Source organism: Paenibacillus cymbidii, assembly GCF_004764705.1.
GTDB classification, from domain to species: Bacteria; Bacillota; Bacilli; order Paenibacillales; family NBRC-103111; genus Paenibacillus_AN; species Paenibacillus_AN cymbidii.
Window position 1 is genome coordinate 1 of sequence record NZ_SHLX01000032.1, and the last position, 18,827, is coordinate 18,827.

Genomic DNA, 18,827 nt, shown 5'->3' on the forward strand with positions numbered 1-18,827 from the left:
TGATTACAATCGCACTCGCATCCATTCGTCAATTGGTTACCTCACCCCGCATTTATGCGAAAAAAGGTACTACGAGCAACAGCAGATCGCTTAAATTGTGTGTCTACTTTCTTGACAAAGGTACATTCCGGCGAGCGGCGGACGAAATAAGGCTGATTTCAGCCTTACAGCAGATCGGGGCAGATGCCGTCGCTTAACCTGACAACATGTTTCGGGGTAGAGGGGGGTATCTTTTCCCATCGGCCTGCTTCCATTTTCCGGACGCCCCATATGGCTTTCCCTCCAAATTTTCTTGTGAGTTCTGATCTACGGGATTTCGTGCCGGGATGGTAAAATAAAGGCAAATCCTTATCAACGATCAACGGGAAGGCGGAACAGCAATGCAGCACATGAACGGAGGGGATATTGCGTGCGAGTGGCTGCGTTATGACGTCGTCAATTACGCCATGCAGCAAAATTACGTGCCCGTCGTCCGGCAAGTGTCGATCCGGAACCGAACGACCGCCGATCTGCGCGGCGTGACGGTGCACATCTCGGCGGAGCCGGAGTTCGCCGCCGTATGGACGAAAACGCTGGACGTCGTGCCGGCCGGCCAGACGGTGGACCTCGGTGCGATTCATCTTCCTTTGAATGGCACGTATTTGGCCGGGTTGACGGAGCGGCTGCTCGGCATTCTCCTGCTGGAAGTGAAGGCGGGCGAAACGACGCTGCACCGCGAAAGCTCGCCGCTCGCCGTGCTCGCTTACGATCAATGGGGCGGCCTCGCCTCCATGCCGGAGATGGCGGCGGCGTTCGTGATGCCGAATCATCCGGCGGTCGCGCAAGTGATCGCCGAAGCGGCGCCGCTGCTCGAGCAATGGACCGGCAACCCGAGCTTCGACGCCTACCAGAGCCGCAGCCCGAACCGGGTGCGGATGCAGGCGGCGGCGCTGTTCGCGGCGCTGCAGGCACATCGCCCGACCTATTGTGTCGCGCCGGCAAGCTTCGAGGAAACCGGGCAACGCGTCCGGTTGCCCGATGCGATCCTGGCGGCAGGCGGCATGGGCAACTGCCTCGATCTGACGCTGCTTTACGCCGCTTGTCTGGAAGCGGTCGGGCTGTATCCGCTGCTTGTTTTTACGAAGGGGCATGCGTTCCCGGGCGTCTGGCTCGTGCAGGAAACGTTCGCGGAGTGCGTGCAGGACGACGTGTCGCTGCTGACCAAACGGCTGGCCGCCGGCGTTCACGAGATCAGCGTCGCCGAAGCGACGCTGCTGTGCGCCGGAAACGCGGCCACGTACCAGGAGGCGGAAGCTTCCGCCATGGCCAAGCTCGCCAACCCGGCGGCGTTCGACGGCTTCGTCGACGTGCGCCGGGCGCGGGCAAGCGCCATCCGGCCGATTCCGCTGCGTATTCCGCAGCCGGACGGCTGGGCGATCCTCGAGGAAAGCAGGCAAACCGCAGCTGCCGCCAAGGAGGCGCCGGACGACATGACGATCCGCGAGCGCCCGGCGGAAGCGCCCGCGATCGCCGTCACCAAGCAGAAGCAGTGGGAGCGCAAGCTGCTCGATCTCAGCCTGCGCAACACGCTGCTCCATATGCGTCCGACCCGGTCGGCGCTGCCGCTGCTGTACAGCCGGCTGGACGAATTGGAGGATGCGCTGGCGGAAGGGCGCGAGTTTCAGCTGCTGGCGAAGCCCGCGGACTGGAGCGACACGGCGCGAAGCGCGGAGCTATTCGCCAGCGTCGGCCAGGACGATCCGCTCGCGCTGCTGATCCGCGAGGAATTTCTGCAGAAGCGGCTGCGCACAGGCGCAAACGAAAAGGAGCTGGCGGACAAAGCGACGCACCTGTATCGGGCGGCCCGGCTGTCGCTGGAAGAGAACGGCGCGAATACGCTCTATTTGGCGCTGGGGCTGCTCAAATGGTACGAATCCGGCGCAAGCGAACTGGCGCGTTACGCGCCGATCGTGCTCATTCCCGTCGAACTGCTGCGCAAAACGTCGCGCTCCGGCTTCGTCGTGCGCATTCGCGACGAGGAGCCGCAAATCAACATCACGCTGCTCGAAATGCTGCGGCAAGACTTTGGCCTGCAAATCGAAGGATTGGACCCGCTGCCTCGGGATGAAAAAGGGATCGATTTGCGCGGCATTTTCAGCGCGATCCGCCACGCCGTGATGAGCATGCCCCGCTGGGACATTGTGGAAACGGCACTGCTTGGTTTGTTTTCGTTCAGCCGGTTCGTCATGTGGAACGATATCCGCAGCCGGGCGGGCGATTTGGCGCGCAATAAAGTGGCGGCAAGTCTCATGGCCGGCCGTTTGACCTGGGAGCCGGAAGGGCCGTTCCCGGCGGCGAGTCAACTGGACGAAACATACGCGCCGGATCAGCTGCTGCTGCCGATCAGCGCCGATTCGTCGCAGATGACGGCCGTGCTGGCGGCTGGCGAAGAGCGCAGCTTCGTGCTGCACGGTCCGCCGGGGACGGGCAAGTCGCAGACGATCACGAATATGATCGCTTCGGCGCTCGCCGGAGGCAAGACAGTGCTGTTCGTGGCGGAAAAAATGGCGGCGCTCGCCGTCGTGCAAAGCCGGCTCGCCTCGATCGGTCTCGGGCCGTATTGCCTCGAGCTGCATTCCAACAAAAGCACGAAAAAAGCGGTGCTCGAGCAGCTGCGGCTGACGCTCGAATCGGCGCGCACCGCGTCGCCGGAGCAGTGGAAGCGGCAGGCCGACCGGCTGGCCGCCGCCCGCGCCGAGCTGAACGGCTACGTGACGGCGCTGCACAAGCGGCACCGGTTCGGCGCGTCGCTGTACGAGGCGATTGCCCGGTATGGCCGGGTTCAGGCGGCGCCCGGGTCGGTGCGTTTCGAACCGGCGGCGGTGGCCGCGATGGACGAAGCGCAGGCGACAGCCTGGTCCGACCTGGCGAAGGAGCTGCGCGTGGCAGGGGCCGCTTGCGGCCATCCGGCGGCGAATGTGTGGGAGGATGCGGCTTGTACGCATTACACGCCGGCGCTGAAAGCGCAAGCCGAAAGCTTGCTCCAGGCTTACGCGGCCAAGCTGGAGGAGGCGCGGGAGGCCTACGCCGATCTTGCGTCGTGGCTCGGTTACGCGAACGAATCGCCGCTTCCGCCCGACCTGGAACGGCTTGTCGGCGTTGCGGAGCATGTGTTGGCGATGCCGGCCGCGGTGCCGACGGGCGTGCTCGGGGCGGAGCAGCCGGGCGCGGCGTTCTCGCGCGTGGAGCTGGCTGCCGGTCACGGACGGTCGTACGGCGCGCTGCGTTCGCGGCTGGAAGGCCGTTTCGACATCGGCGCAGCTGCCGGCTTCGGGGCCGAAGCCGCGCTCGCCGAATGGCGGCAAGCGGAGCGGCAATGGTTTCTGCCGCAATGGCTCAAGACGAATCGCATCCATAAGCAGGTGAAAGGATTTGCGCTGCCGGGCGCGGCGCCGGAGAAGAAGGATACGGCGGCGACGCTGGCGCTGCTGGTGCAGTTTCAGGCGGAAACGGCTGCGTTGCGGCAGTTCGGGCCGGAAATGGCGTCGCTGCTCGGCGCCTTGTGGCAGGGCGGAGAAACGGATTGGGAGGCTGCGCTTCAGGCGGGCGAATGGACCCGTCAACTCGCCGGGCTGCTGCTTGGCTTGTTTACGGACCCGGTGCGGGCCGGGCAGGCGCGGGAGCGGATCTCGGCTTATTTGGCCGCCGGGCGCGAATCGTTCCTTGCCCGCTCCGGCGAAACGCTGCAGCGTTATGTCGCCTGCAAGCGGGAGCTGGACGAGGCGGAACGCAAGCTGGCGGAGGCGCTGGCGATCGATATGGCGGCGCTGGACCGGAAACGGGAGGCGGAGCCGTGGTTCGTTTATCGCGAGCGGCGCGTGCGGCAATGGCTCGGCGGTGTAGCGAATTTGCGCGACTGGTGCAGCTGGCGCAGCATACGCGAACGGGCGCTGGCGGTCGGGCTGGCGCCGCTCGTAGCGGCTTACGAGTCGGGGCAGCAGCTGCCTCATGACGACGTGCTGCCTGCATTCGAACGGGCGTGGTGGAAGGCGGCGATCGAAGCGATTTTGGCTGCAGATCCGGAATTGGCGACGTTCTCGGGCAGGCTGTTCGAGGAAAAAATCCGCTCGTTCCGCGAAACCGCCGAGCGCTTCGAGCAGCTGACGCGGGAAGAAATCGCCGCCCGGCTGGCGTCGCGCATACCGCCGCTGCACAATCAGGCCGCCGGCAGCTCGGAGACGGGCATCCTGCTGCGGGCGATCCGCAGCGGCGGGCGCGGGCTGTCGCTGCGCAAGCTGTTCGAGCAAATTCCGCAGCTGCTGGCGCGGATTTGCCCGTGCATGCTGATGAGCCCGCTGTCGGTGGCTCAGTATCTGGACCCGGCGAACGCGCCGTTCGACCTTGTCGTGTTCGACGAAGCGTCGCAGCTGCCGACCAGCGAAGCGGTCGGGGCGATGGCGCGCGGCCGCAGCGTCGTGGTGGTGGGCGATCCGAAGCAGCTGCCGCCGACGAGCTTCTTCATGAATGCGGCTACCGGCGAGGAGAACGACGAGGTCGTACCGGAGGATCTGGAAAGCATTCTCGACGATTGCCTCGCGCTTGGCATGCCGCAGGAGCATCTGCTCTGGCATTACCGCAGCCGGCATGAAAGCCTGATTGCGTTCAGCAACCGCCATTTTTACGAAAACAAGCTGCTGACGTTCCCTTCCCCGTTCGAAAAGCATTCGCGCGTCGAATGGCATCCGGTGGACGGTTTCTACGATCGCGGCAAGTCGAAAAGCAACCGCGCGGAGGCGGAAGCCGTCGTGGAGGAAATCGCCCGGCGGCTGCGGCATCCGTCGCTGTCGGCGCTCAGCATCGGCGTCGTCACGTTCAGCTCCGTGCAGCAGACGCTGATCGAGGATTTGCTCGACGAAGCGTTTCACAAGGACGCCGAGCTGGAGCATGCGGCCGGCAAACTGCAGGAGCCCTTGTTCGTCAAAAATTTGGAAAACGTGCAGGGCGACGAACGCGACGTGATTTTATTCTCGATCGGCTACGGGCCGGACGCCGGCGGCAAGGTGAGCCTGAACTTCGGGCCGCTCAACCGCGAAGGCGGCTGGCGCCGGCTCAACGTCGCCGTGTCGCGCGCCCGCCATGAGATGCACATCTTCTCGACCTTGCGCGCCGACCATCTTGACGTTTCGCGGACCCAGGCGCACGGCGTCGCCATGCTGAAGGCGTTTCTGGCGTACGCGGAAAAAGGGCTTCCCGCGCTCAAGGCGCAAGCGGGGCAGCTGGCGGCGGCCGAACCGGCCGGCGTCGGGCTCGAGACGCAAATTGCCGAGGCGTTGGAGCGGGAAGGCTGCCGCGTCGACGTGCACGTCGGGGCGTCCGGCTATCGGGTCGATCTGGCGGTTATCGACAATGAGCGACCGCAGGAATACGCGCTGGCAATTCTGTGCGACGGCAGCGGCTACCGCGAAGGCCGAACGGCGCGCGACCGCGAGCTGCTGCGCGCCCAGGTGCTGCGCCAGCTCGGCTGGCGGATCCATCGCGTCTGGTCGATGGATTGGCTGGACGATGCCGGGCGCGAGCTGGCGCGCATCCGCGAAGCCGTGCGCGCGGCGCAGGCGGAAGCCGCCGCCGTTCGGGCGGCCGCGGCAGAAAGCGCGGCACAGGCGGCGGTGCAACCGGCAGCCGCGGAGAGCGTGCCGGTGCAGTCGGCCGCCGTGGAGCAGGCGGCGCCGGCGGTGGTGGTGGCGGCTGCGGAATCGCCGGTGCAGTCGCGTCCGTCGCGCGAGCGCGTATATGCGTCGTGCGCGCTGCCGGAAGTGCCGCTGCCGGCGGAGGAGTTTTACAATCCGGAGCAGGCACGGCTCATCGCCCGGCAAATCGCCGACGTCATTGCAGCCGAAGGGCCGATCAGCCGGCCGCTGCTGTGCCGGCGGGTGCTTCAGGCGTGGGGCATGACCCGCACGGGCGCGCGGCTGGAGCGGCAGTTCGACGAGCTGCTCGAGCGGACGGCGGTCGGGGTGACGACGGCGGCGGACGGCACGGCGTTTTATTGGCCGCGCGGCGTCGAACCGGAGCGGTACGACGTCTACCGGGTCGCGGCGCGGGAGCAGGATCGGCGGAACGCCGAAGATTTGCCGCCGCAGGAAGTGGCGGCGGCGGTGGCGGAAGTGCTGGAGGGGCAGATCAGTTTGCCGCAGGAGGATTTGGCCCGCGAGACGGTGAAGCTGCTCGGCTACGCCCGCTCCGGCGCCTCTCTCGACAAAGCCGCGGAAGGCGGCTTGGCGGAGGCGGTCCGCCGCGGCACGGCGCGCGTGGAGCAGGGGCGCGTGTATTTGGCGTAGCGGCGGGCGGCACGAGTGTGCTTTGCCGAAATAGCCAATGAAAAATGGCTTATTCGCCCGTTTTCGCCTGCGGTTGCGAAAATAGCCAGCAAAACCGCTGGCTATTTTCACCAAACAGCCTCAAAATCGGCCTTCTCAAAGAAATAACCAGTGATTTCACTGGTTATTTCTTTGCTGTCATCCCTTTTTGACGCAATAGCCAATAAAATAGGGCCTATTTTTGAACATGCCTGGTTAGCGGGCGTGTGACGGCATGACGAGGCGGCGGCACCGAGCTGACGGTGCTTTTATGCGCTTGGCTGCGGTGTGCGACGTGCGGCGTGCCGACGATGGCGGGAACCGCTGCTACCCCGCAAGCGGCAGGTGTTTTCTTGCTGCGCAAACCATCAGCCGCTGCGCTTGATGCGGCTCCGGGAAGCGGCGGCGCGTTTCCGCAGCGCCGGTCGGCGCTTGCCGAGTCGTCGGCGTCGCATCGCATGACGCCGCGTAAACGCCGGACGCTTGCGCGCCAGACGGCGCCGCCGTGCATGACGCCGCATGAACGCCGGGCGTTTGCGCGCGCGTTTCCTAACGGGAAGCGCGACCGTCCCGGGTGGCGGCTGATCCGGCAACGGCCCGGCGCCGCATGCCTCGCCCAGGATGCGCCGGATTTCCGGAAGCTCGCCGGTCCCGTGCAACTCGTACAGGTCGCTTGCCGCCTTGAAGGCCGGCTGCACCGCTTCCAGAAGCTGCAAGTAGGCCGGCGACGCCGGATTGTCGATGCATAGCCGGGCTCCGCGTTCGCATGTCGCCCGGACGTGGGCGGCGGCGCTGCGGTACAGCGGGTTGTCGCCGGTTGCCCATGCCTGCAGGATGCGCAGCACGTTTTTGTACACCCGGATATCTTTCGACGGCGGATACACGGCCAGCAGGCTGAGCTCCGGATCGCTGCAGCCGTTGTTTTCATAGAGCAGGTCCAAATTGACCGTTGCCGATTCGCCATTGCGGTACGAGCCCGGATGTTCCTGGTGATAGCCGATCGTTTGGGCGATGCTGGCGAACCGGCAGCCGAGCCGGTGGAGGCGGTAGCCGAGCTCCCAATCCTCCAGCCCGTGCTGCTGGAATTTGTCGAAAAAGCCGCCCGCCTGCCGAAACAGCCGCCGCGGCATCGACAGGCAGCGGGTGACGGCCAGCATCCAGGGAGCGACATCCGTCGATGCGAATTGCGCTTTGATCGGCTGCGGCAAATCCCAGGAGGCAACGACCCGCTCCAACTGGCCCGTTCCATGCCGTATGTCGTCCGGCGTTACGATTTCGACGGTGGACCGCGCGTGCCAATAGCCGTCCTGCCAGAGCCCGGATTGCTGCAGCGAGGCGCGCGCCACGTGCTTCTCCTCTTCGGTAAAATCGGCGTGGAAATGCGGATAAACGCGGCCCCATGAATGCGGGATGCCCGATACGACGGCGTTTTCTGCCTGACTTTGATACTGGTCGTGCATGCTCAGAAATTGCGGCAGCACAACAAAATCGGGGTCGCAGAACACGAGAATGTCCCCTCGAGCCGCCGATACGCCGACATTGCGGGCGACGGCCCGGCCCGTCTGCCGACTGAGCGAAACGAGCTGGAGTGGATACGGCGGGGCATACTGCCTCAGCCGCTGGTCCGTATCGTCGGTCAAACCGTCGTTGACGACGATGAGTTCGAATTGCCCGAGCGGGTAAGCCATCTTCTCGAATGCGGCAAGCGTAAGCATCAATTGGGCGGCGCGGTTGTACGAAGGGATGACGACGCTGAATCTCATGAAGGGGGATCACCTCCGGAGAACGGGATTGTCATCCATAGTATACGTAGACGAATGCGGTCTGAAAGGGACAATAAACCAGCGGGCATCCGGCAGTCGGGCAGGTTTGGGGAAATAGCCCGGCTGCTGCTCCCTCAGCCGATTGCGTTAAACGGCGCGTTCACCGATGGCCCCGATATCGTCAAGCAGTTTGCCGATCTCCGGCCAACCGGCAGCCCGATATACCCGTTCGTGGCTGACATCGCGATTATAGGGCTGGTCGAACAAAATGACGGGCCTGTTGCGTTCGGCGAATTCGCGGGCGTAGTGGGGGGCGTCGTCGATCAGCACGTCCACTTTGGCCTCCATGCAGGCTTCCAGCTTGTTTTCGGTGAACGCGATGCGATGGTAAGGGACGCCGTGATGCGCCAGCCAGCGGAGCGTCACATCCTGGAACAGCGGGGGACGGGCGGTAATAATCGACAGCCGATGTTGCGCAGCCAACTCGCCCAGCACCTCGATTGCCGACGGGAAGGGCGACGAATGCCAGTGAATATCGTGGCCGTGGCGATGGTAAATTTCGTCCCGTTCGGCCCGGCTCCATCCGTACAGCCGGTAGATAAAGAAGTCGTTCACATCCTCGGGGACGAACGATAAGCCGGACACTTTATTATAGTAGAACAGATGGGATGAAGTAGCGTCGAGCACGGTATTGTCCAAATCGATTCCGATGTGCAACGGGGTGCCTCCTTTTTTTGCGAAAATAGCCGCCCTGCAGCGACGCCCGGGCCCGCCCGTCGCTTGTCCATGCTACTTCGCCGCCCGGCCCCCCATGTCCTGCTCCGCAATAAGGGGCCCGATTCGTAAGGTTATTTTGCGGCCAGAATCTGTTACGATAAGAAAAAAGCGAAGGAGGCGTTTCGGCCATGCCGATTCGCGAAAGCAGCGAGGCGGAAGTGCTGCGGATGACGGCGGTCGCCGGTTCGTATGCGGTTTTTCTGTATACGCCGCTGTGCGGCACATGCGCGCTCGCCGAGCGTATGCTCGACATTGCGCTGGCGGCCGGCGTACGCGTGCCGCTGGCGAAGACCAACATCAACTTTGCGCCGAAGCTGCGCGATGCGTGGCAAATCGCCAGCGTGCCGTGCCTGGCGCTGCTGCGGGACGGTCGGCCGGTGCGCCTGGCTTACGCGATGCGTTCGGTGCAGGATGTGCATGCGATGCTCAAAGAGTTGGAGTGAACCGCGCATGAAGGTGGGCCGGCTGGCGCACGGTTTGCCGCTATGGCCCGATTCCGCTATAATGACGGGGACTTCATTTCACGTACGGAGGCGTTGCAGGTGCTCAGTTTCGAACAAAAGCTGGCGATTGCGGACTCGTTTCGCGAATTGTCGCGCAAGGACGTTTCGCTCGGCCGCGTCAATTATCATTACGAAGCGAGCGTGCAGGAGAAGAAGACGGTGATCTACCACCTGCACCCGAATGGCAACGGATTCGTTTATGCCGGCGAGTTGAAAGGGTATGAGGCGGATGCCAAAGGGCTGGTCAACATTCGCGATTATTCGGAGGACGAGCTGCGCGCATTGATCGCGCAGTCGATTCGGCTGCTCGGCGGCGGCAGCGAAAGCGTTGGCGGCGCAGGAACGGGCGTGCCCGAGCCGTCGGCGGCCGGGTCCGAGGGCGAGCCGACGCGCGAGGAGCGCTGGCGCAATGCGAAGCGGCAAGAGCTGTTGCTGCAATGGGAAGAGGAAGACGGCATGTGGTATGTCTTCGCCGGCGACAACCTCGACACTGTCTGGGAAACGTACGACGAGGCGCGCGAGTACCTTGAGGAGGAAGGCTTCAGCCGCGTTGGTTAGCGTGCAGGAAGCTGTTGCCGCACATAGAAAGCCCCGCTCCCGCAGCCGAATCGGCCAGCGAAGACGGGGCTTTCCTGCGCGAGCGCGGCTGCTTGGCGTTACTCTGTTGCGGTGCGTCTCTCCGCATCCAGGTAGATGCGGCTGCCGGTGGCGTTGCGCTGGCCCTGGTATTTGCCGCGGTACGGGCGTTCCGCTTCATGGTCCATCTCCGCGATCACCAGCTGGCAAATGCGCCAGCCGCTGATCAGCTTGATTGGCAGCCGGTTGGCGTTATACAGCTCCAGCGTAATTTGCCCTTCGAAGCCGGGATCGACCCAGCCGGCGTTCTGGATGAACAGGCCGATGCGGCCGATCGAGCTGCGCCCTTCGACGAACGCGGTCAGGTTGTCCGGCAGCCGGATCGTTTCCACCGTTGTGGCGAGCAGGAACGAGTGCGGCGGAATGATGACCGAGCCGCTTTCGAACGACTCGTATTCCATCTCTTCATCGAGCGAAACGTAGCCGACTTGGTTTTCCTTGATTTTCAAAAAGTGCGTGCCCAGCCGCAAATCGATCGAAGCCGGCTGCATTTGCTCCGGCGTAAGCGGATCGACCGCAAGCTGCCCTTCCGCCAACAGCCGGTTGATCGTGCGATCGGATAATATCATGCGTTTGCCACCTTCCATCATCCGGGAAAATAGTACCCTGCGACCAGCTTATCATTCCGCCGACGGAATTGTAAACGTGCGACAGCTGCGTTACGGAAGCTGAGATTTTGCCTTCCTCACGACGCTCTGAACTCCGAGCTCCAGGTCGTAAATCGTCTCGCGCGTTTCGACAAGCTGACGGGAGGTCGCCACAAGCGAAGCCAGCGAGTCGGCGGCGGCGCGGACGTCTGTCTTTTTGGCCGCGGCGGTGAACGATTTCCACTCCGCGGCATACTGCTTCTTCTGCGCCGCTGCGCCGGCGGTGCGCGTTTTGATGCCCGTCTTCCGCGTATCGACGCCGGCAAGCGTCTCGCGCACGAGTTTGGCGGTTTTGGCGGCGCTGTCCTTGGCCGCCTGCAGCGCCTTATCTTTGGCGCGAATCTCGTCCTTGGCCAACTGCACGGCCGGCTTCATCAGCGCCGCCTGCGTGCGCAGCACGGACGCCCATTCCTTGGCGCCGATCGTACGCGCCAGTTCGATCTGGCGGTTCACAGCGGTGTACGAATCGAGCAGCTTCCGGTGGCGTTCGCGCGTTTGTTTGGCCGCGTCTGTCAGTTGATTCTTCTTCTCGGCGCCGATCAGCGCAATCTGCTTGCGCACGGCGGCGGCTTCCGCTTCATTGGCGGCATGCAGCGCCTTGATCTTGGCCTCCCACTCGACCTCCCGCTTGCGCGAAGCGAGAAGATCGGCGTACCGGGCGCGCAGGTTGTCCGCCGTTTGCCGATCCGCAGCCGCTATCGTTTTGTCGAGCGAGGCGCGGATTGTCACCCCTTCTTCGGCCAGCCCGGCGGCGGCCAAGGCCGGCCAGGCTTCGACTGGCAGCAGCAGCGCGGCCCATACGAACAGCAGCATACTCCAGCGTTTCTTCATCTCATTCCTCCCTCTGCGGATTGTCGCGCGAACGCAAAAAAGCACCGGCAAGAAACGGCCGCATACGGCCATTCTTACGGGTGCTTCCATCGTAAGCGCAACGAATGTTCAATCACGTTAAAGCATGTCTGAGAACTCCGAGGGCAGCAGGGGGGAGAAGGCGGTGCAAGATGCCACTGAGCGGGTTTCCGACATGCCTTAACTGTACAATGGCGCAAGAGGACGTGTCAAGCACCCCTTATCCACGGAAATAGCGGGTGTCCGAAGAAAATAATGTTGTAGACTGGGCAAAATTGTTTGCCCGATTCGGGCTTTTGAACAAGCAGACCGATGATTATTGGAATCGAATTTCGTCCAAATAAATGAGAAAAAACAGAGGTCAATTAAAATGATGTGGGAGGAACTCGATGATGAGAAAAATTATTGTGCTTGAACATGTCTCTATTGACGGCGTCATTCAAGCCCCAGGCGGACAAGACGAAGATACCAGCGACGGTTTTGCATATGGCGGGTGGTCAGCGCCATATGCCAACGAAGTCGTAGGAACGCTAGTGAGAAGGCAGATGAACATGCCGTTCGATCTGTTGTTGGGGCGCAAAACCTATGAAGTTTGGGCACCGTATTGGCCGAAACATGCAGATGTATGGCCTAATGCCAACAAAGCTACCAAGTACGTAGCCTCGAACACCATGACAGCTGGCGAATGGCAACCGTCCGTGATTTTAAGTGGGGATATTGCGGAAAAAATCGCTCAAATCAAGCAACAGCAGGGGCCCGATTTGCACGTTTGGGGAAGTGGCGATCTCGTTCAGACGCTATTCAAGCATGATTTGGTCGATATGTTCTGGTTGATTGTTTATCCTATAACATTGGGCAGTGGTAAGCGGTTGTTTGCTGACGGCACAATTCCTGCGGCATTCAAGGTGACGGAGAGCACAGTTGCTCCGAATGGCGTTATTGTCGTGAGTTACGAGCGTGCAGGTGCAATCGCAACCGGAAGTTATTGAATAGGCAGGATTATTCAGTCGCGTAAATGAAACAGCGACAGTCAGGGACTTTATTTTCACGTCCCTGGCTGCCGCTGTTTCATTTCCTAAGTTCAGCCTATCGCTTATTCTCCCTTTACAATTGCCGCATGCTGGCATATACTCGACTCAACAGAAAAAAAGTGAGTAATCACTCACTTGTCCGGAGCGGAATCAATCACGCCGCCGGGAGCGCTGACCAAGATCAAGGAGGAATCAATCATGTCCACGACCACAGACGATCATGCCGTAGACGTTCGCGACGTCGTGCGCACGTTCGGCAGCCGCAACGTGCTGGACGGCGTGACGCTGAGCGTCCGGCGCGGCGAGCTGTTCGGGCTGCTCGGCCCGTCCGGCTCGGGCAAAACAACGCTGATCAAGCTGATCACCGGCATCGACAAGGCGGATCGCGGCACGGTGCGCATGCTCGGCGAGCGGATGCCGCAGCTGGCGATGCTGCAGCGGTTCGGCTACATGGCGCAGTCGGATGCGCTTTACGGCGAGTTGACCGCCCGCGAGAACCTGCAGTTTTTCGGCTCGCTCTACGGCCTGTCCGGCGCGCGCCGGAACGAGCGCATCCACGCCGCAATGGCGGTCGTCGATTTAACCGACCACCTGAACAAGCCGGTGTCCGCCTATTCCGGCGGGATGAAGCGGCGGCTGTCGCTCGCTATTTCGCTGCTGCACGAGCCGGAGCTGCTGGTGCTCGACGAGCCGACGGTCGGCATCGACCCGGTGCTGCGTCAGTCGATCTGGGCGGAGCTGCTCCAGCTGCGCGACCGCGGCACGACGATCATCCTGACGACGCACGTCATGGACGAAGCGGACAAATGCGATCGCATCGGCCTGATCCGCGACGGCGTTCTTACTGCCGTCGATTCTCCGGCTGCGCTGAAAGCGGCCAGCGGCACGAACACGATCGAAGAAGCGTTCATCAAGCTTGGGGGAGGTGTCCGCGCATGAGAATCCGCGCCCTCGCCTTCCGCATCATGCGCCAGTTCATTCGCGACAAGCGTACGTTGGCGCTTATTTTTCTGGCGCCGCTGCTCATTTTGACGCTGATGTACTTCGTCTTCGCGGGCAATACGGTGAAGCCGGACATCGGTCTCGTCGGCACGCCGCCGCAACTGCAGCAGCGGCTGGAGCAGCTCGATGCCAATGTCGCCTCCTACGCGACCGCCGACGTAGCCGAGCAGGCGCTGCGGGAAGGCAAGCTCGACGCCGTGCTGTCGCTGGCGGGCGGCAAGCCGTCGATCCGCTTCGAAGGCAGCGATCCGTCGATGAACCGCGCCTCGCTGCTGTTGCTGCAGAAGGCGCTGCAAGGGCAAGGCGACGCGCAGGCGGCGCAGCCGACGGTATCGTATTTGCACGGCGAAGAAGATTTGTCGACATTCGATAACATCGGCCCGGTGCTGATTGGCTTCTTCTCCTTTTTCTTCGTGTTCATGCTTGCCGGCGTCGCCTTCCTGCGCGAGCGCACGACCGGTACGATGGAGCGGCTGCTGGCCACGCCGATCCGCCGAGCGGAAATCGTCGCCGGTTATTTGCTGGGCTTCGGCGTGTTTACACTGCTGCAGGCCGCGCTCATCGCCGCCTATGCGATCGGTGTGCTCGGGCTCTACATGGAAGGAGCCATCTGGCTCGTGCTGCTGCTGAATCTGCTGCTGACACTGACGGCGCTGACGCTCGGCACGCTGCTGTCGTCTTACGCGAGCACGGAATTCCAGATCATTCAGTTCATACCGATCGTCATCGTGCCGCAAGTGTTTTTCTCCGGCTTGTTCAATCTGGAGGCGATGAGCGTGTGGCTGCAGAAGCTGAGCTACATCATGCCGCTGTATTACGGAGCCGACGCCATGCGCGGCGTCATGCTGCGTGGCGAAGGGTTCGCCGACATCCAGCTCGACGTGTACGTGCTGCTCGCTTTTTCCGTTGCGTTCGCGTTGCTCAACGTCATTGCGCTCAAGAAACAGCGGGCCATTTAGCAAGCGGACCGGCGATGTGATAGGATAGACGAAAACGGTGGGAAGCGGAGGACGGGACAACGTGACGGATGCGATGGAGCCGTGGATCGAGGAGCTGCTGCAGGCCGGGACGAACGACGGCAACATGACCGCCAAACAAAGCCGGATCGTCGAGGCGGCGATCGAGGTGTTCGCGGAGAAAGGCTATGCCGGCTCGTCCACGAACGAAATTGCGCAGCGCGCCGGCGTGGCGGAGGGGACGATTTTCCGTCACTACAAGACGAAGAAGGACTTGCTGCTTTCGATCGTCACCCCCGCCGTGGTCAAAATGATTGCGCCGTTCCTGCTGCGCGAATTCCGCGGTGTGCTGGATACCGAATACAAGAGCTACGACGATTTTTTGCGGGCGATGATCGAAAACAGGCTGCAGTTCCTCGAACGCAATTTGTCCCTGTTCAAAATCGTGCTGCAGGAGTTTCCGTTCCACTCCGATCTGCAGGAGCAGCTGCAGAAGGTCGTTTTTTCGCAGGTGAAGGAGCGGCTGGAGAAAGTGATCGCCAAGTTCAAGGCCGAAGGGAAACTGGTCGACCTGCCTTCGATGACGATCATCCGGCTGAATGTGTCCGCGATTATGGGGTATGTGCTGTTCCGCACCTTTTTCGGCTCGCGCGAAGGCGCGCTGTGGGACGACGAGCGGGAGCGCGAAGCGACGATAACGTTTATTATGAAGGGGCTGGCGCCGTAGAAGGGCCGTGCGCTCCGTGTTTGCGTTTACGAATAACCCCGCTCTCGCCGTCGAATCGAAGATGGGCGAAGGCGGGGTTATTCGCGCGCGGCCTTGCTTCGCTCCGCTTCGACAACAGAGAGAACTACCCGAAAACAGAAGTTTATCCACTACGACGTCTTGAAAACGCTTGCTATACTATGCGTATGACAGGAAGCGGGAGGGACATCATGGGGACATGAACAGCAGACGCATACGAAAAAATTGGGATCTCTATTTGCTGATGGTGCCGGGTATCGGATTTTTGGCTTTGTTTAAATACGCGCCCATGTACGGAGTTTTGATTGCTTTTCAGGATTTCAATATATTCAGTGGAATATCAGGGAGTACTTGGGTTGGGTTAAAGCATTTTCAGGAATTGCTCGTCTCCGAGGAGTTTCGAAACGTATTCCGCAATACCTTGCTGATCAGTCTGTACAAGATTGTTATCCTGTTTCCCATTCCTATCGTGATCGCCTTGTTTCTCAACGAAGTTCGGCATGTGTTGTTTAAACGGTCGGTGCAGACGATCATTTATTTGCCCCACTTCCTTTCCTGGGTCATCATCAGCGGCTTGTTCGTCAATCTGCTGTCGCCTTCCGGCGGGCTTGTGAATGAGATTATCCGCAAATTAGGCGGACAACCGATCGCGTTCTTCATGGAGAACGCGGTGTTCCGCAGTCTTGTCGTGTTCACGGCGGGCTGGAAGGAAAGCGGATGGAACGCCATCATCTTCATCGCAGCGATCGCCGGCATCGAGCAAGAGCAGTACGAGGCGGCGGCAATCGACGGCGCAAGCCGAATCAGGCAAATGCTGCACATCACCATTCCCGGCATTTCATCCGTCATCGTCCTGCTGCTGATCCTGCGTCTCGGTTCCGTTCTCGAGGCGGGCACCGAGCAAATCCTTGCCATGTATAATCCGATCGTATATGAAACCGGCGATGTCATCGGAACCTTCGTCTACCGGATCGGGCTGGGGAAGATGGATTACAGCTTCAGTACGGCCGTGGGACTGTTCAATTCCGTCGTCGGGTTTATACTGATCGTTCTGGGCAACACGGCCAGCAAGAAGCTGACGGGCCGAAGCATTTGGTAGGGGGATCGACATGCGCGCAAAAACGGCAAGCGATAAAGTGCTCGACGCGGTGATTTATGTTTGCTTGATCCTTCTGGCCCTCTCCACGCTGCTTCCGTTCGTAAACGTCATTTCCAAGTCCGTAAGCGAGGAATGGGCGGTCGTCTCCGGCAAGGTCGGGCTGCTGCCGGTAGGCTTTCAGCTTGATACGCTGAAATACGTGATTACCACGCACGAATTCATTCGCGCTTTTGAAATTTCAATTATCGTCACCCTGATCGGAACGCTGCTGTCGCTGGTTAGTACAGCCGTTACCGCGTATCCGTTGTCGAAGAAGCACCTCCCCGGCGTCAAATGGATGCTCGTCCTGTTTGTTTTCACCATGCTGTTCAACGGGGGCATTATTCCCAATTATTTGCTGATGAGGCAACTGGGCCTGATCAACGATTTATGGTCGCTGGTACTGCCCGCCTTGATTAGCGTATTCAATATGCTGGTGATCAAAAACTACTATGAGAGCCTTCCGGAAAGTCTGGAGGAATCGGCCAAGATGGACGGGGCAAACCATATCACGGTGCTGATTCGAATCATCGTCCCGCTGAGCGGCCCGGTTCTGGCCACGATTGCCTTGTTCTATGCCGTCTATTACTGGAACGATTTTTTTCATCCCATGCTTTATATGAACTCGCCTTCTCTCCGTACACTGCAGCTGTATTTGCGCGACATCGTTATGGAAGTCAACGCTCCCGGGCAAAAAACGATGGACGAATTGATGAACGTTTCACCCGAAGGCGTGAGATCGGCGACGATTGTCGCTTCCACCGTTCCGATCCTGCTGGTGTATCCGTTCCTGCAGAAATATTTCATCAAGGGCGTCCTGATCGGATCGGTCAAAGGGTAGTGGCATTAAGGGGAGGGGTCGCACCCGAACTTAATGATAAAGGACCAATCATACAAGGAGGATCTTCCATGTCCGGTAACAAACGAAAGTCTGCCATCATTGCCGCCGCAGCGGCCGTTTCATTGACCGCCTGCTCTTCCGCGGGGCAGCAAACCCAATCCGCGGGCAGTTCGTCTCCCGCCGTCAAACCGACGCTCAAGGTTCTCGGCATCTGGCAGCAGGACGATTACAACACGTATCCCGTCGCGAAGATGCTGGAGGAGAAAACGGGCTACAAGGTGCAATACGACATGCTGCCGCAGGACAAACCGGAAGAGAAGCTGAATTTGCTCATAGCCTCCAACGAGGCGTACGATCTGGTGACAACGGGAAGCGGCGCTACGTTCAACAGCATTTATTTCAGCTTCGCCAGTCAAGGAGCGCTGACGGACTTGACTCCTCTCATCGATAAGTATGCTCCGAACGTCAAGTCGCTCGTTTCCCAGGAGTCGCTTGACGCGTTTAAAGTAAACGGCAAATTATATGCAATTCCCAATCGCGCGACCGATGTCGTCCGCAACGGCATCATGGTGAGAACGGACTGGCTGGAGAAGCTGGGGATGAAGGCGCCCTCGAATCTGGACGAATTCGTCGCCATGCTGAAAGCGTTCAAGGAAAAGGACCCCGGCGGGAACGGGGACAAAAACATTCCGATGACGGTGCGCAGCGACGCCCCGTTTATCGATAACCTGGTTGGCGCATTCGGCATGGCGAACGGATGGAACGATGTCGGCGGCAAGCTGATTCCGCGGGTACTCGATCCCGCTTTCAAGGATTACGTGACGTTCGTGGGCGGATTGTTCAAGGATGGATTGCTCGACAAGGAATTTCCCGTCAACAAGGATGCGACCGTCAAGGAAAAATTCGCAAGCGGGAGAGCGGGGGCGGTTCCCCTCGGCTGGTCGGATGTGCCGGCGGTCAGCGACGCGCTGCTGAAAAATAATCCGAATGCCAAAATAGCCTATATTCCGGCGCTCAAAGGCGCAACCGGCAAATACGGCCACTCGCTTACCGTCGGCTTCGACCGTGTGTCCTATATTCCGAAGTCGGCGAAAAATCCGGAGGAAGCGATGAAATGGATCAATGCCAAGCTGGAGAAGGAAACGTTCAAGAACCTCAGCATCGGCGAGGAAGGGAAGCATTATACGTTCAAGGACGGCAAATACGAACCGATCCTTCCCATCTTTACGACCGAACGAAACAATGCCAACAATTATCAAACGGGCGTTGACGAGAAGCTGTATCCGGAATACTGGCAGGCGCGCGTGCGCAAGGACCCGCGGCTTTACGAGGCGTGGGCGTTTCTGAACGTGAATCAACCGAAAGATACGCAGATCAAGGACGTAATCGGGAGCATTCCGTATTCGCCCGATTACACGAAGTATGCCCAGCAGCTCTATGTCATGGCGAACGATTATACGATCAAGCTGATTGCCGGAGCGGAGCCGGCGAGCGGAATCGAAGCGTTTATTCAGAAATTCAACGCAGCCGGCGGCGAGGCCAGCGTCAAAGAGGTTAATGCCTGGTATTCCGCCAGAAAAAAATAGCGGCTTGCGCTTGCGAAG

Annotated in this window: 15 protein-coding genes; 11 read left to right on the forward strand and 4 right to left on the reverse strand. The window is 60.7% G+C overall.

The window, feature by feature from the left end:
* On the forward strand, window positions 1-197 hold a 197-nt coding region (locus EXY20_RS39580), incomplete at its 5' end, for a hypothetical protein (protein WP_207671358.1).
* A gap of 183 nt (window positions 198-380) precedes the next feature.
* Window positions 381-6,317, forward strand: a complete 5,937-nt coding sequence (locus EXY20_RS31050; RefSeq protein WP_135556314.1) for a DUF3320 domain-containing protein — start codon at window positions 381-383, stop codon at window positions 6,315-6,317.
* A gap of 386 nt (window positions 6,318-6,703) precedes the next feature.
* Here EXY20_RS31050 and EXY20_RS31055 read toward each other — a convergent pair whose 3' ends face one another.
* Together EXY20_RS31055 and EXY20_RS31060 are read right to left on the reverse strand one after the other, a co-directional pair.
* Window positions 6,704-8,098: a glycosyltransferase family 2 protein gene (locus tag EXY20_RS31055; RefSeq protein WP_135556315.1), complete on the reverse strand. Its 1,395-nt coding sequence runs from the start codon at window positions 8,096-8,098 to the stop codon at window positions 6,704-6,706.
* A 147-nt stretch (window positions 8,099-8,245) separates the two neighbouring features.
* Window positions 8,246-8,815 carry a 5' nucleotidase, NT5C type gene (locus tag EXY20_RS31060; RefSeq protein ID WP_167859650.1) on the reverse strand — a complete coding sequence of 190 codons (570 nt, stop codon included), beginning with the start codon at window positions 8,813-8,815 and terminating at the stop codon, window positions 8,246-8,248.
* A 188-nt stretch (window positions 8,816-9,003) separates the two neighbouring features.
* On the opposite strand from EXY20_RS31060, the gene EXY20_RS31065 reads away from it, so the two are divergent.
* Together EXY20_RS31065 and EXY20_RS31070 are read left to right on the forward strand one after the other, a co-directional pair.
* Window positions 9,004-9,318 carry a thioredoxin family protein gene (locus EXY20_RS31065; protein WP_135556317.1) on the forward strand — a complete coding sequence of 105 codons (315 nt, stop codon included), beginning with the start codon at window positions 9,004-9,006 and terminating at the stop codon, window positions 9,316-9,318.
* A gap of 99 nt (window positions 9,319-9,417) precedes the next feature.
* On the forward strand, window positions 9,418-9,936 hold the full coding sequence (locus EXY20_RS31070) for a hypothetical protein (RefSeq protein WP_135556318.1): 519 nt from the start codon (window positions 9,418-9,420) through the stop codon (window positions 9,934-9,936).
* Window positions 9,937-10,034: 98 nt separating this feature from the next.
* On the opposite strand, the gene dcd is transcribed toward EXY20_RS31070, so the two are convergent.
* Entirely contained in the window at window positions 10,035-10,583 is a 549-nt protein-coding gene (gene dcd, locus EXY20_RS31075) for a dCTP deaminase (protein WP_135556319.1), read from the reverse strand.
* A gap of 90 nt (window positions 10,584-10,673) precedes the next feature.
* Window positions 10,674-11,492: a hypothetical protein gene (locus EXY20_RS31080; RefSeq protein WP_135556320.1), complete on the reverse strand. Its 819-nt coding sequence runs from the start codon at window positions 11,490-11,492 to the stop codon at window positions 10,674-10,676.
* Between the two features lie 410 nt (window positions 11,493-11,902).
* Here EXY20_RS31080 and EXY20_RS31085 point away from each other — a divergent pair, with 410 nt between their 5' ends.
* The 7 genes from EXY20_RS31085 (at window position 11,903) to EXY20_RS31115 (ending at window position 18,809) form a co-directional block, all read left to right on the forward strand.
* On the forward strand, window positions 11,903-12,499 hold the full coding sequence (locus EXY20_RS31085) for a dihydrofolate reductase family protein (protein WP_135556384.1): 597 nt from the start codon (window positions 11,903-11,905) through the stop codon (window positions 12,497-12,499).
* A 240-nt stretch (window positions 12,500-12,739) separates the two neighbouring features.
* Window positions 12,740-13,480 (forward strand): ABC transporter ATP-binding protein, encoded by a 741-nt coding sequence (locus tag EXY20_RS31090; protein WP_135556321.1) that lies wholly within the window; start codon window positions 12,740-12,742, stop codon window positions 13,478-13,480.
* Window positions 13,477-14,502 (forward strand): ABC transporter permease, encoded by a 1,026-nt coding sequence (locus EXY20_RS31095; RefSeq protein WP_135556322.1) that lies wholly within the window; start codon window positions 13,477-13,479, stop codon window positions 14,500-14,502. The genes EXY20_RS31090 and EXY20_RS31095 overlap by 4 nt, the downstream gene beginning before the upstream one ends.
* Before the next feature lie 61 nt (window positions 14,503-14,563).
* The gene (locus EXY20_RS31100; RefSeq protein ID WP_235886282.1) at window positions 14,564-15,226 is read left to right on the forward strand and encodes a TetR/AcrR family transcriptional regulator; all 663 of its coding nucleotides are present in this window, start codon (window positions 14,564-14,566) and stop codon (window positions 15,224-15,226) included.
* Window positions 15,227-15,533: 307 nt separating this feature from the next.
* Window positions 15,534-16,343 carry an ABC transporter permease gene (locus EXY20_RS31105; protein ID WP_328592609.1) on the forward strand — a complete coding sequence of 270 codons (810 nt, stop codon included), beginning with the start codon at window positions 15,534-15,536 and terminating at the stop codon, window positions 16,341-16,343.
* Between the two features lie 10 nt (window positions 16,344-16,353).
* Complete coding sequence (locus tag EXY20_RS31110) at window positions 16,354-17,223, forward strand: carbohydrate ABC transporter permease (protein ID WP_135556324.1); 870 nt, start codon at window positions 16,354-16,356, stop codon at window positions 17,221-17,223.
* Window positions 17,224-17,291: 68 nt separating this feature from the next.
* Window positions 17,292-18,809 (forward strand): extracellular solute-binding protein, encoded by a 1,518-nt coding sequence (locus tag EXY20_RS31115; RefSeq protein ID WP_135556325.1) that lies wholly within the window; start codon window positions 17,292-17,294, stop codon window positions 18,807-18,809.
* The last annotated feature ends 18 nt before the right edge of the window (window positions 18,810-18,827 follow it).